Origin of the sequence: Nonlabens sp. Hel1_33_55 (assembly GCF_900101765.1) — a bacterium.
Classification (GTDB): Bacteria; Bacteroidota; Bacteroidia; order Flavobacteriales; family Flavobacteriaceae; genus Nonlabens.
Genome location: NZ_LT627735.1, coordinates 1,180,756 through 1,194,950, shown reverse-complemented (window position 1 = coordinate 1,194,950; position 14,195 = coordinate 1,180,756). Strand labels below are relative to the sequence as shown.

The window sequence follows — 14,195 nt, the reverse complement described above, 5'->3', positions numbered from 1 at the left end:
GGTTATACTCAAGCCGAATTTTTAAATTTTTCTATTTATTTTTCTTTTCTCAAATAGCCAAATTTAAAAATTTGGCGACCTCGAAAAAGTGCCCAAACCTTTGAGTTAGGAACTGCTCGCGCTATTTTTTATATACATTGTTATCTCTCGTTATTTTAGGGTGTTACATTAACTTTAAATCTATTCTTATTATTTGGGAACTTGTCAATCATAAAAAATATATCGTGATGTTTCTGAAAATAATGCTTTTTGGTTTTCTCTAATCTTTTCCTAAAATCTCTATAAAATTTTCTCTTATCATTTCTTGTTACAATATTTAAATTTTCTTCAATAATAGTATCATTTGCTCTCTTTTTAATGGCTTTCGTAGAAAATTGTTCGTTCAAGTAATCATTATATACTTTTTCAAACGTTTCTTCCGAATTTATATATCTATAATCAGCTGGCATTATTTCGTTAGCTTTTTGCAATCTCTCAATTGACTTATCTAAATCAAATGATGTTAGAAACTCGTCGTAAAATTGATTATACCTTACTAATATATCTTGTTGGTAAATTTCATCGAAAGAGCCGATTATTCCCCAATATGGTGAAGGCTTATCAATTTTAATTAATTGCATCAAATGTGCGCCGTGACATACTGCCATTGTTAAAAAAAGATTATTACCTATACTCTCATTTAGTCTTACCAAATCATCGTACAATTCCATCCATCTAATCAATTCTCCGGAATTTAAAACGAGCCCATCTAAATATTTACTACCGTGAATTTCGAGGTGAATAATCGGGAAGATGTCTTCCTTTTTACAGTCACTTTGAATTCTTTGTATTATCGAGAAAAATTCTTTTTTTGAGTTTGCATTTATTATTTCAGCACTTAACTTTTCGGTGCCAATAACTTTCCATCGCAATAAATCATTGTACAATTCGGTTCCAGTTTGTTTTTCATCAGCTTCGAGTGATTCAATCACATATAATTTATTAAATCTGAAACTTCTTTTCATAGGTTGATTATAATGAGAGATAACGTTCGAGTATATGAAAAGTAGCGCTGAAAAAGTGCGCTATCCATTCGGTTGAACCCGAGCCGAATTTTTAAATTTTTCTTATTACTTTACTTTTCTCAATAAGCCAAATTTAAAAATTTGGCGACTTCTAAAAAGTGCATGAACCATTCGGTTTTGCTACCATTGCCCTATTGTTTTTATACGTTGTTGTCTTTAGTGCTTTCCGCAATGTCTTTATCCAATCAACTCAAAATAGTTGACATAAATCTTTCCTGTTTCGTTTGCTTTTCTCCTTTTTCGATAAAGCAAATCTGGCAATTTTACTCGACCTTCAAGAACTGCCATAATATCCACTCCATCCATAATTATTATTGACTTAAATTCTGGTGCAATCGCTTGTGGTGTTAGTCCATCAATAGTTACCATCAAACCCATTGCGATTCTTAATTTGGTTTCAACTTTATATGTAAAACTTGCTAAATCACTTCTATCTACTTGTCGTTTCCATTTAGCCTCCATTAAGTAATCTGTGTTATCAAAAGTAAATGCCCCATCAATTTGCTCTCCATAATTTTTAAACGAGCCTTTTGGGTCTAAATCGTAAAGTAGAAACAAATCGTTTAAAAATGGCTCTAATTCAAAACCTCGTTTTTGCAGATTCGTCATCATTGAGATTTCAATAAATCTATTTTTTAAGGCAATTAATTCATCATCAAGTGATTTGCTTTTTGCAATTCTTTTCTCAACTTCTAATTTTCTTTTGCGTGCATCATCTTTTTCTTTTGTGATTTGGATGTAACCTTTCGTTTGCGTTCTTAACTTTTCTACAGCTAATTTGGCTTTTTTTCTCTTTGAGCCATCTTCATCCCAAAATTCAAGATGTGAATAGTCATTGAAATCAGTTACTGCTAAAATTAAATTCATTAAATCATCACGGTAAATATCAAGGCGATTAGTCATTCTTTCTAACAATTCCTTTACACTTTCTCGTTTTGAGCCTGACCAGTCAATGTAATTAACAATCGATGAGTTATTCAAAGTCAATTTCACAAAATCTTTTAACTGTTCTTTTTTCCAAAAAATAACAGATAATGCTTCTTTCAAAGCTAATATTCCTTGAGCAGATATTTTTTTATTTTGTTGATTCATAAAATTCAATTCGGTTCAAAAGCAAAGATATAATTTTATGAAACGGATTTTTTCAGCATTAAAGACAACGGCAAAGGTATAATGCGTGTGAGGCGTTCCCTTTCATTTGGCTGTTACCTTGCTTTAAATTGTTTAAGATTGATGAAGATATGCAATGTCATTGAATTATTGCCTCACGAGTAGCATCCTGCATCCGACGAGCCCAGCGAGAGGAATGCACACCTCATGCGCTTTATACATTGTTCATGCCAGTTGTCTGTGGCAGCGTGGTTGTTCCAAGTATAAACCAATTCTTGCTCAAGGCGTTTCACACCTTTGCCGTTTCTGTCTCCGACGAGCGAGGTAGGAGCGAGAGGAAGACATAAGAGTAGATCGGGAGTCTTGAAAATTGGATTTTACCAAGCTTTGACTTTATTCTATCGGATAGATTTCGGTCAATTGATTTTTATGGTAAAGACTGGATCAAAATCCGATTTTCATAGCGGAGAGCTACGGCCGCAGGCAATTGGCCTGAACGGTCGAGTATATGAAAAGTAGCGCTGAAAAAGTGCGCTATCCATTCGGTTAAACTCAAGCCGAATTTTTAAATTTTTCTATTTATCTTTTTTGTCTCAAATAGCCAAATTTAAAAATTTGGCGACATCGAAAAAGTTCCCGAACCTATGTGTTTGCTAATGCCCGCGCTATTTTTTATATACATTGTTAGGCATAGTTTTTATTCGCGACAGTATTCAACCAATTCCGAAATATCTGTTTCGTATTTTGGATATTTTTCTAAAATATTTAGTTCTAACGCAGTTTGTTTATCGGCACAGGCTTCTTTTTTTAAATCAGTCGCTTTGTAAATTAATGCTCTGGTCTTAAATGAAATTGAGTTATTTGGGTCTTTTTGTATTGATTTGTTTACGTCCGTCAAAGCTTTTCCATATTCTTTCGTCAAATAGTAAACTTGACTTCTATGTTCGTAAGAATATGCGTTTGGATTTACAGCAAGTTCAGCCGTAAAATCTGCAATAGCTTTTTCGTATTGCTCCAAATTTCGATATGCAAATCCACGATTGGTTCGAGCTGTGTGCATACTTGGCTTTAAAGAAATAGCTTTTGTAAAGTCAGGAATACATTCTTCGTATCTCAAATCCATTTCTCGAACGTATCCACGCTTAAAATATAAATCAGCATTATTTGGATATAAAGTTATCAATGTATTTAGCCTTTCTTCCGCTTGTTTCCATTGTTCATTTTTAATCATTTCTTGTGCTTCTGCAAAAATGTCATTCGATTTAGTTGCAGTTTGTTTTTTCGCTCCACAGCCAAAAAATAATATTGAAATCAGAATTATTAATGTATTTCTCATTTTTTTTAAATTATGCCTAACGGTTGTGTATATGGCTCGTAGCGTGCAAATTATGAAATTATTTTCGGATTGAGCACGAGCCGAATTTTTTAATTTTCTTATTATCTTTTTTCTCAATAAGCCAAATTAAAAAATTTGGCGGACTAGCAAATATGCCTTAATTTCGATTAAGCAACTTACTAGCTATGAGCTATATACGTTGTTGCCAACAGTACTTATTTCCACTTTTCTATTAATTCTATCATGCCTTTTTTAATTCCGATATAAAATTCTCCGTTTTTAAATTCAGGTATTATTTTTTCGTCAATTACTTTTTTACAAACTTCGTCAGTCAAAATCAATTCAGTTCCAGTTCCAGTTGCAATTCCGATTTGTCTGCAAGGATTACACACAACTATTGTCAATCCGTTATTTTTTTCAGCCGTTCCAACTCCCCAAGTTTGTCCTAAATCCGTTGCGAATTTTTGGATATCGTTATATGATTTTATGCTGTCAACTGTAACCACAACAATTTGTCTTGTCGTTTCAATATTGTAATCGTAAAGAATTTTCGATAATTCAGTTCGTTGTGATTCCGTAAAAATTTGTCCGTAATCATTTATAATTCCAATTGGTTTCGGAATAGAACTTTTTTCTTTGTCTGAAAAATCAATTTCAGTTGTCGGTTTTTTAGTTTCCGTTTCTTGAGCAATTCCTTTGCAAGAAAGAAAATTTAAAGTCAAGAAAAGGATTAATATTTTAGTTCCGATTTTCATTTTTCGTATTGTTGGCAACGGCAAAGGTATAATGCGTGTGAGGCGTTCCCTTTCATTTGGCTGTTACTTTGCCTTAATTGTTTTAGGTTGATGAAGATATGCAATGTCATTGAATTATTGCCTCACGAGTAGCATCCTGCATCCGACGAGCGCAGCGAGAGGAATGCACACCTCATGCGCTTTATACATTGTTTATGCCAGTTGTCTGTGGCAGCGTGGTTGTTCCAGGTACAAACCAATTCATGTTCAAGGCGTTTCACACCTTTGCCGTTTCTGTCTCCGACGAGCGAGAGGAAGACATAAGAGTAGATTGGGAGCCTGCCTGTCGTGCCTCTGGCAGGCAGGTCTTGAAAATTGGATTTTACCAAGCTTTGGCTTCACGCTATCCGACAGGTTTCGGTCAATTGATTTTTATAGTATTGACTGGATCAAAATCCAATTTTCATCCTGTCTCCGACGAGTGAGATAGCGAACGAGAGGAAGACAAAAAGCTACGGCCGCAGGCAATTAGCCTGAACGGTTTTGTATATGAAAAGTAGCGCTGAAAATAAGCGTTAATTTTTCGAATGAAACACAAGCCGAATTTTTAAATTTTCTATTTACCTTTCTTTTCTCAAATAGCCAAATTTAAAAATTTGGCGACCTTGCAAATGCGCCCGAACCATTCGGTTTTGCTACAATTGCCCTATTATTTTTATACGTTGTTGTACTGCGTTATTTTCCGTCATATTCTTTAATCAGATTATGCAATTTATCATTTTCGGCAATGGTCTCAAGCCATTTTCTCGATGAAATTCCGTGCTTGTTTTTTTGGTCTAAATCAGCACCACGATTCAATAATTCTTTAATAATCTCAAATCTTAATTGATTGACCTCTTTCTGTTCATCCCGCCAAGTCAATCCATATTCACGAATTGCAGTAAATATAGGACTATTTCCATTTTTATTTTCCGCATCATTTATATTAGGATTTCCACTATTAATAAGAAGTAAAGAAGTTTTTGAAAGATTATGATATGATAGAGCGATATGTAAGGCATTAAATCCGTTATCGTTTTTATAATTTACATCCGCATTATTTTCGAGCAGGTAGTTTATTAAATCTAACTGTTCTTTTGAGTCTTGAAATTCAGACGAACAGTTTACTGCATTGATAAGAATTGAATTTGAATTATCTAAATATCCGTTTAGGTCAATCTTACCTTTTGTTATCAGTTCAATAACCTTTTGTTTGTTCGGTTCGTACAATGCTCTAAAAAGTTCAATTCCGAACTCTTTTTCAGACTTATTTGAAGAAAACAAACCTTTGAATAAGCTCATAGTTTAATGATTGGTTTAATGCAGTACAACGTTTATGTATAAGAATAGTTGCGGGTTTGTATGCGAGGAATTTCCGAAAGAAATTCAGACGTTACAAACACGCAACGACCTTTGATTAAGCACTAAACCGCAATTATTTTTATACGGTGTTATGTGTAGGTTATTCACTGTCTTCTTCTAATTTTTCAATTTGTTTTTGAATTTGTTTTATAAGTAACTCCAGCTCTAATATTTGTTGTTTTTCTTTTGTTTCCCTTAAAATTCTTTCAAATTCCGTTTCACTTTCTTCTTCGACTTTTTCAGGCTCTTTTAAAGAGTCTTTCAGGTCTTTTATTGATTTTTCTTTTGTTAATTCTTTTATTTCCGCCTCAAATTTTAAGTATTCAATAGTTTCGCTAACAGCATCGACAGAATTTTTTATAGATTTTGATAATTTTTCAGAAGAACTACCAGCAACAACTTTTTGATTAACTAAACCACCTGTTACAGAACTAAAAACAAGGGATGTTTTCTTTTTTCCACCTTTTTTAGAATCTACTGGAATTACAGAGGTCTTTCCAAATTGAGCTAAATAAATAGATGTAGTACCTAATAAATTTTTATTTGAGGTTATGTCTATATTCACATTTGATGGTGCTCTGTATACAATTCCTTGCACTTGTTCTTTTCCTTTTAATGGGTCGAATAGATTTTCTTTTGTTTGAGGTAATTCGATAGAAATTGTATCATTAAATTCGCTTCCGTCGGGAAAAATATGTGTAGGGAATATGTTGTGATATATTTTACTATTTTCCACAATTGATGAAACACCTTTTTTCGTGTACTTCTCTGTTGGGTCAATGATAATAGTGTATTTTAATTTTGTTTTCTTGTAATATGTTTTAAAATTCTTCAAGCTCCATTCAATTTGACTTTTATAAAAATCAACTTTTTTCAACGCAAGCTCTAAATCTTCTTTCTTTTTTATTTTGATAATATCTCTCTGTATTTTTATAATAAAATCATAAATTTCCTTTCTAGTCGCTTCTATTTGGTCATCTAAAAAAGGTGAACCTTTATGAAATCCTGGTACTGCTAAAGTTTTAGCCAATTTCGCACTTGATATCACAATGTTTTCAGCAAAATCAATTGAATTGTCATCGACGTCTGAATCAATTGAAGATAAAAGTCCATTATCGGAAAGTTTTATATCTATATCAGATTTCAAAAAGAAACTATTAGATATTTCATTAGAGGTGATAAGGTATGTTTTTGATTTGTCAGCAACCAAAACTGTAGAAATAGATACAGGGTCTTCTATTGTTATTTTGGGAAATTCTCCAACAAGTTTTTTATCTTCTCCATTATCTATGTATCGAGGTTCATTTATCGTGTAAACGACTTCAACTTTTAGTAAGTTTTTAGGCAAATTATATGAGACTCCTTGTTTATCTGTTTCATAAGTTGAAGTATAAAGACTTTTACTACAAGAAATTAATACTAAACAGGTAAATAATAAATAGATAGTTTTTTTCATAATATTTGTTTTTTCTAACTTACACATAACGGCAAAGGTATAATGCGTGTGAGGCGTTCTCCTTCATTTGGCTGTTACCTTGCCTTAAATAGTTTTATCTTGATGAAGATATGCAATGTTATTGAATTGAAGCCTCGCGTTGAGCATTTGGAACGCCTCATGCGCTTTATACATTGTTCATGACTGTTGTTTGTGGCAGCGTGGTTGTTCCAGGTACAAACCAATTCTTGTTCAAGGCGTTTCACACCTTTGCCGTTCAGGCCAATTGAGTAGATTGGGAGTCTTGAAAATTGGATTTTACCAAGCTTTGGCTTTACGCTATCCGATAGATTTCGGTCAATTGATCTTTATGATATAGACTGGATTAAAATCCGATTTTCATAGCGGAGAGCTACGGCCGCAGGCAATTGGCCTGAACGGTTGTGTATATGGCTCGTAGCGTGCAAATTAGCGATTATTTTTCGCTTGAGCATAAGCCAGATTTTTAAATTTTACTATTTATCTTTTTTATTGGAAATCGTCAAATTTAAAAATTTGGCGACTTTCTAAATATACCTTAACTTTGTTTAAGCAACTGATTAGCTATGAGCTATATACGTTGTTGTGAGCAGTTATTTCCCACGCCTTATTTCTGCTTGGTCTTCCATATACGACTCCACTTGATAGTCAATATATGATTCTACTTCAGCGTTTAATTCAGGTGTTAGGCTCAAAACTTCTCCGATATTCCTTTTGTAGGATAGATTTGCTCCATCCAATAATTCTTGTAAATCTTCGTGAATTTCATCAGAGTTTTCTCTCTGTGCATAATCTGTGTGATTGAAAGAGATAAAAAAACCTGGACGAAAATGAGAAGTACTATCGGAATTACGATGCTCTACTGTACTTAACAAAATTAAAGCATCTCCAACACTATTAGATTTTTGTTTAAATGGCGCTCTTTTCTCTAATGCCCAATCTGCAACTCGAATTTTCATTTCATTAGTTACAATTACTTTCGTTGCGTTAGTCATTAATTTTTCTACTTGTTCGATTCTTTGTTCGGCCAATTTTATTCGCTCCTCTTCTTTTGAATTATAATCACTTAACAATTCATCAATTTTTTGTTTTCCATTTTCGTCGAGAAATGTTTTCATTCGAAGTGCATTTTTTGAACTTGATTTGATTTCATTAGTAATATCTCGAATTGTATTGCTTTTATTTCTTTGCCATTCATCAAGAATAATATCATTAATCAAAAGAAAGATTTCTCCATTATCTACTTGACTTTTAAAAGAATCAAATATTCCATTAGGTTTATCCTTTGCTATATGTGAAATCCAAATATTAGTATCTAAAATTACATCGGTCATTTATGAAATATCGTTTAGTCCTTTATTTTGACGTTATTACAGGTGTTTGTCATTAATTGCTCACAACTAGTGTATAACCAAACTTAACCAATTTATTACTACAAACTTTCATCAGATGAGTTGGTTATCCACACTTTTATTGGGATTCGCACGTAACCGTATTTTAGTTGGTTATGAAACCTTTTAAATCTTAAACGTTTAATGTCGGTTCTTAGGAAGTCAACTTCTTTCTATTGTAGCAGCGAAAACTATAAATCTTTTCAACCAGCAAAAAAGCCCATTCAAATTGAATGGGCTTTTGAAATAGGGTAGTTGGATTGTCTTAATCCTCACGAGAGTATTTCTCCATATAGCGCTCGTACAATTCCTTCTGGCGTGTGTCTAGCGATACGTCGCGACCGTCAATGAATGCGCGGGTCAGTTTGTTGGTTCTCATGTCCAGTGCGTTGCCTTCAGATATAAAAAGGGTAGCGCTCTTGCCTGTTTCCAGTGAGCCATAATCTGCATCAATGCCTAGGATTTTGGCTGGATTGAGTGTAACCATCATCAATGCTTTTTCTATGTCTAGGCCAAAACCGGCGACCGTTCCCGCATAAAACGGCACGTTGCGCACCTGATGGCGTTCCATGCTTCCTGAGTTTTCCAGTCCTACCAGTACGCCCGCATCTGCCAGCAGTTTAGGGAATTTGTAGGGCATGTCATAATCCTCATCTTCTCTGGATGGCAAGCTGTGCACGCGCGCTGCGAGTACCGGTACGCCAGCTGCGGCGATGTCTGCAGCGATGTTTTCAGATCCTTCGGCGCCTACGAGTACGAGATTGTTGGATAGGTTGTTCGCTTTCGCGAAAGCGAGTACATCAATAACCGCTTTCTCACCACTAACATGTATGTACATATTTGTCGTTCCTGCCATGGCCGTTCCCATAGCCTGTAATTTCAGGTCCACGTTTTCTGGATTGTTGGTTTTGGCATAGGCTTTTGCTCTGTTGAGAAACAAGCGTAATTCCTCCACGTCTTTTTCATAATCCTCAGACGGCTCGATGGGACCAAAATCAGGCCAAGATCCAGATCTTGAGAAGCTGCGCGGCCAGTTCACGTGGATACCATCATCCATGCGTACAGCGGCATCTTCCCAGTTCCAGGCATCCATCTGTACCACACTGGATTTACCAGAAACACGGCCGCCACGTGGCGTTACCTGCGCGAGTAGGATCCCATTGGGACGCATGGTCTCGACAATTTTACTTTCTGCATTGTACGCGATAATACTGCGTATGTGTGGGTTGTAGGTTCCTATCTCGCGCTCGTCATCACTGGCGCCTACGGCATCTACCTCAACCAATCCCAGCGTGGTATTTGCCGCGATCATTCCTGGATAGATGTGTTTGCCAGTGGCGTCGATAACCTCGCCTGTAGGTGCTGCCAGTCGCATGATGGTTGCATCGCCAACGATTGTCAATTTTCCATCCTCAAATTCTATTACAGAATTTTCAATCACCTCACCGTTACCCAAATGTGCCGTACCGTTCATGATACGCACCGCACTGGACTGCACTGGTGCAGGCGCTTGTTGCGCAATACCTGTCGTCACCGCGAGCAGACTTGCTATATATAGTAGTTTTTTCATTTTTTATAATTTATAAATTCAGTTTCCCAAATCTAGAATTTCAATATTATATTTTACTTCTTTCAATCTTTTGAAACCAACCTTAATTCGAAATTTAAAAACTCGGCTTCAAGTTCAAATTCATCTATTTACCATTCTAGGGTATCACAATGATATTCGGTTTTCTTGGATTGCTTTGGCGTTTGGGTTTTAAGTCCTTTGTTTTTGGCCATGATCATTTCGTTGGACAATTGCTGACGCTCTTTTTTAACCGCAGCTCTCATTTGCATGTCCTTATCAATGTCAAAAAACACGATACCATCCACCATAGTTATTTGTGGTCGCGCCTGAATATCCAGCGGGTGCTTGTTCCACAACACTAGATCTGCATCCTTTCCTTCTTTGATAGAACCGGTACGGTCATCAATGTGCAATAGTTTTGCAGGATTGAGTGTCACAAACTTCCAGGCTTCTTCCTCGCTTACATTACCGTATTTAACAGCCTTGGCAGCTTCTTGATTCAGTCTTCTAGACATCTCTGCATCATCACTGTTAAAAGCTGTTACCACACCTTGAGAGTGCATGATCGCACCATTGTAAGGGATCGCATCATTTACTTCATATTTGTAAGCCCACCAGTCAGAGAAAGTAGAACCACCAGCACCGTGCGCTGCCATCTTATCGGCTAGTTTGTAGCCTTCCAGAATGTGAGTAAATGTATTCAAGGTAAATCCATAACGCTCTGCTACTTCCATCATCATGTTGATTTCAGTCTGTACATAAGAGTGACAGGTCACGTAACGTTCACCTTTTAGGATTTCAGAAAGGGTTTCCATTTCTTCATCAAATCTAAAGCTGTCGGTTCCACGAGTCTTTTCGTATTCCTGAGCTCTTGTAAAGAAGTCCTCAAAAACTTGTTCAACACCCATTCGCGTTTGCGGGAAACGAATACCGTTATCATATCTGGACTGCTTTACATTTTCGCCTAGAGCGAACTTGATAAATTTAGGAGAGTTCTCATAGATCATCTCGTCTGGCTTGTAGCCCCATTTCAATTTAATGATCGCGCTTCGTCCACCAATTGGGTTAGCAGAACCGTGCAGTAATTGCGAGGTCGTCACGCCGCCAGCAAGGTCACGATACAGATTGATGTCCTCGTGATCAACAACGTCTTCAATAGTAACTTCTGCCGTAGAATTGTGTCCTGCTTCATTCACACCACCATCAATTCCTATGTGTGAGTGCTCATCAATGATACCGCTGGTAAGGTGCATTCCCGTTGCATCAATGGTGCGTGCACCACCAGCATTGAGATTGCTGCCAATTTTGGAAATTTTTCCATTCTTGACCAAAACATCCATATTCTCAACGATACCTTGATCCTCATTAGTCCAGACCGTTGCGTTTTTATATAAAATGGATTCTTCAGTTGGCTTAGTTGCAGATCCGAAGGCAACGTTAGGGTAGGTAATGGCTCCCATTTCCATGTTTGCTATGTCAGTATCTTCTTCATCTTCTTTGTCATCATCTTCATCTTCACTTGCGGTGGCTGCAGATTTAGTAGCTACAAAACTGCGTTCTGTACCATTAGGCATATAAACCTTACCGTTGATTTTAGAAGTGTCGTCAGTAAGTTTGATCATCCAGCGTGTATAGGATTTGTCGCTGGCATCTTTTTGAGATGTGGTTACGGTGATCCAGTCACCGTTGCGAACAATCTTGCTGCCTAATTTGGTGCTGTCTTGTTTCACCGTGATTTTTTTAGCATCGTCTGTGATGTCAAAAGAATAAGAATCACCCATCATTTGTACCGTGTAGTTACCATCAGCATTAATCACGCTGCGGTCTTTAAGGATATGCTTGGATCCCTGAACCCAGTTTTCATAAATCTTAGTGTCCTTTTCAAAAAGCTCACCGCTGGTCACGATAAAGTTGGCCAGTTTTCCTTTTTCCAAGGTTCCCACCATCGCATCTGCTTTGATGATTTTTGCAGGAATGGTGGTAAGTGATGCTAGCGCCTGTTCTTTAGTAAGTCCATATTCCATGGCCTTCATCAATTTACCGTTCAAATCTCCAGGAGATTTCAAGCCATGCGTTGTGATGGCATATGTGATACCAGCATCTGCAAGCATCTTTGGATTTCCAGGACCTTGTTTCCAGTCACGCATATCAGATAGATTCACGTACCATTCTTGGTAAGGATTGGTCACATCATAAGCATCTTCAAAGTTTACAGGTAAAATCAATTGCGCGTTGGTAGCTTTGATGTCTTCTACCATTTCGTAAGCATCTTCACCACCTACAATGACAAATTGTTTGCCCACGCGATCGCCCAGCTTATCTGCTCTCAAGATATTTTTCTTATCGCCAGCTTCTATATATTGAACCATACCCTTAGTAGCATTCAATGCTTCCAGCGAACGGTCCTTAGTTTTGGAATTTCCTTTTCCATACCAGTCTGCATCAAAATGAGACTGACGCAGTAATGCGAGCGTTCCCATAAGCGAGGTAGGATAGGACTGATTGGTCTGACGGCTGCGGTCAAAAGAGTAGTAGGCGCCATTTTTGTTGACCAAAATGCGCTCAGAGTCATTACCGTTGTTATTCAGCGCGACCAACATTCCCGTACCACGAGCAATACCATCGTGCAGGTGCGTTTGTACGGCACCATAACCGGCTTCCATCATCTTTTCCGCTGCCTTGCTGTCGTATTCATAAAAATCGATCGCATTTTGTTCAGGTCGTATGTGATCGTTCCAGTAGAAGCCTTCCCGACCTTCATCGTATTGTTGTCCGCTGCGTGAGGCACGTTCAGGAGTTTTCATCCCAAAATCACCGTACGCCTCCACAAAAGATGGATAGATATAGGTTCCTTCAGCATCTTCTACCAGCGTTCCTTGAGGAATTTTGATGTTTTTGCCTATCTCGACAATTTTGCCATCCTTCATCAGGATCGATGCGTTTTCCATTCGTTTCCCAGGACTCGTGATAATCGTTGCATTAGTGATCGCTCGAGTGGCACTACTCACCGCCGAAATATCATCGTTATTTGGGAAATATTCTTGTGCCGTGGACGTCATTGCTGCCACCGCCAAGAGAGAAAAAAGTAATTTTTTCATATAAAAGTTGATTTTAAGCTTTAAAGATAGGAATCTGATCACGATTAAAATAGCGATGCCACAGTGAACTATTTGAAGGATTAAAATTCTTACAAAAAAGATATGGGCGTTCCCATCCCGTTTTTGACGGGATCGTCGGGCTTTACGTTGCAATCTTTTTTGAAACGTCGCATTTCATGCGTCGATTCAAAAAAGGATTTTCACTTCAATCCCTAACGCAATAGAAACTAATTTTAAGTCGATTGTACTCGAGATCTCAATTATTTCATGCCAGCCAGTTGGAGTAGGCATTTGTTAGAATACTTTAAGTTTAAATGGCATTGGCAAGTCTGTCGTAAAAAATGAAAGAGCTGGAGCCATTTGAAAGAAATTCGTCGGCTAATCAAATGTGATTTATGAGCAGTGAATTTTTTAGGATCAATATACTCATTCAACCGAAAGGGTTTTAATTTCTTTGGCGGAAGCTCTGATATTTTTAGACAGGTGTGCCACAGCCTAGACTTTTTGGTTACTTTTTCGGCAATGGAAAAAGTAATGAGAGCAAATCAGAGCGCAATGCTTGGTCGAGCGTAGTCGAGACCTACCAAATATGTTCTAAAGCTTATTGCTATAAAAATGGCTCTTGCCTCTCGAGCCTACATCCGTTTTTTGATATTTAAAGAGAAAAAGGCATTGGCAAGTCTGTCGTAAAAAATGAAAGAGCTGGAGCTATTTGAAAGAAATTAGTCGGCTAATCAAATGTGATTTATGAGCAGTGAATTTTTTAGGATCTATATGCTCATTCGACCGAAAGCGTTTTAATTTCTTTGGCGAAAGCTCTGATATTTTTAGACAGGTGTGCCACAGCCTAGACTTTTTGGTTACTTTTTCGGCAATGGAAAAAGTAATGAGAGCAAATCAGAGCGCAATGCTTGGTCGAGCGTAGTCGAGACCTACCAAATATGTTCTAAAGCTTATTGCTATAAAAATGGCTCTTGCCTCTCGAGCCTACATCCGTTTTTTGATATTTAAAGAGAA

The 14,195-nt window shown here is 36.9% G+C and carries 9 protein-coding genes; all 9 read right to left on the bottom strand.

The window, feature by feature from the left end; translation table 11 throughout:
- Positions 1-155: 155 nt before the first annotated feature.
- Entirely contained in the window at positions 156-1,004 is an 849-nt protein-coding gene (locus BLO34_RS05145) for a hypothetical protein (protein ID WP_090753169.1), read from the bottom strand.
- Positions 1,005-1,241: 237 nt separating this feature from the next.
- On the bottom strand, positions 1,242-2,156 hold the full coding sequence (locus BLO34_RS05140; RefSeq protein WP_090753168.1) for a hypothetical protein: 915 nt from the start codon (positions 2,154-2,156) through the stop codon (positions 1,242-1,244).
- Positions 2,157-2,871: 715 nt separating this feature from the next.
- Positions 2,872-3,510 carry a tetratricopeptide repeat protein gene (locus tag BLO34_RS05135; RefSeq protein ID WP_090753166.1) on the bottom strand — a complete coding sequence of 213 codons (639 nt, stop codon included), beginning with the start codon at positions 3,508-3,510 and terminating at the stop codon, positions 2,872-2,874.
- A 215-nt stretch (positions 3,511-3,725) separates the two neighbouring features.
- Positions 3,726-4,265, bottom strand: coding sequence for a TPM domain-containing protein (locus tag BLO34_RS05130; protein WP_090753164.1), 540 nt, complete (start codon positions 4,263-4,265; stop codon positions 3,726-3,728).
- 714 nt (positions 4,266-4,979) lie between these two features.
- Positions 4,980-5,585 (bottom strand): ankyrin repeat domain-containing protein, encoded by a 606-nt coding sequence (locus BLO34_RS05120; protein WP_090753161.1) that lies wholly within the window; start codon positions 5,583-5,585, stop codon positions 4,980-4,982.
- A 160-nt stretch (positions 5,586-5,745) separates the two neighbouring features.
- A complete protein-coding gene (locus BLO34_RS05115; RefSeq protein WP_157686688.1) occupies positions 5,746-7,101 on the bottom strand; it encodes a DUF4831 family protein in 1,356 nt (451 codons plus the stop codon).
- Positions 7,102-7,712: 611 nt separating this feature from the next.
- On the bottom strand, positions 7,713-8,453 hold the full coding sequence (locus tag BLO34_RS05110; protein WP_090753158.1) for a PIN domain-containing protein: 741 nt from the start codon (positions 8,451-8,453) through the stop codon (positions 7,713-7,715).
- A 322-nt stretch (positions 8,454-8,775) separates the two neighbouring features.
- Positions 8,776-10,080, bottom strand: coding sequence for an amidohydrolase family protein (locus BLO34_RS05105; RefSeq protein WP_090753156.1), 1,305 nt, complete (start codon positions 10,078-10,080; stop codon positions 8,776-8,778).
- A 128-nt stretch (positions 10,081-10,208) separates the two neighbouring features.
- Complete coding sequence (locus tag BLO34_RS05100) at positions 10,209-13,178, bottom strand: amidohydrolase family protein (RefSeq protein ID WP_090753154.1); 2,970 nt, start codon at positions 13,176-13,178, stop codon at positions 10,209-10,211.
- Between the last annotated feature and the right edge of the window lie 1,017 nt (positions 13,179-14,195).

Excerpts from the sequence above, each read along its gene's own strand:
- BLO34_RS05100 (WP_090753154.1), bottom strand. The coding sequence starts at position 13,178 with ATGAAAAAATTACTTTTTTCTCTCTTGGCGGTGGCAGCAATGACGTCC.
- BLO34_RS05130 (WP_090753164.1), bottom strand. The coding sequence starts at position 4,265 with ATGAAAATCGGAACTAAAATATTAATCCTTTTCTTGACTTTAAATTTT.
- BLO34_RS05110 (WP_090753158.1), bottom strand. The coding sequence starts at position 8,453 with ATGACCGATGTAATTTTAGATACTAATATTTGGATTTCACATATAGCA.
- BLO34_RS05140 (WP_090753168.1), bottom strand. The coding sequence starts at position 2,156 with ATGAATCAACAAAATAAAAAAATATCTGCTCAAGGAATATTAGCTTTG.
- BLO34_RS05105 (WP_090753156.1), bottom strand. The coding sequence starts at position 10,080 with ATGAAAAAACTACTATATATAGCAAGTCTGCTCGCGGTGACGACAGGT.
- BLO34_RS05135 (WP_090753166.1), bottom strand. The coding sequence starts at position 3,510 with ATGAGAAATACATTAATAATTCTGATTTCAATATTATTTTTTGGCTGT.
- BLO34_RS05120 (WP_090753161.1), bottom strand. The coding sequence starts at position 5,585 with ATGAGCTTATTCAAAGGTTTGTTTTCTTCAAATAAGTCTGAAAAAGAG.
- BLO34_RS05145 (WP_090753169.1), bottom strand. The coding sequence starts at position 1,004 with ATGAAAAGAAGTTTCAGATTTAATAAATTATATGTGATTGAATCACTC.
- BLO34_RS05115 (WP_157686688.1), bottom strand. The coding sequence starts at position 7,101 with ATGAAAAAAACTATCTATTTATTATTTACCTGTTTAGTATTAATTTCT.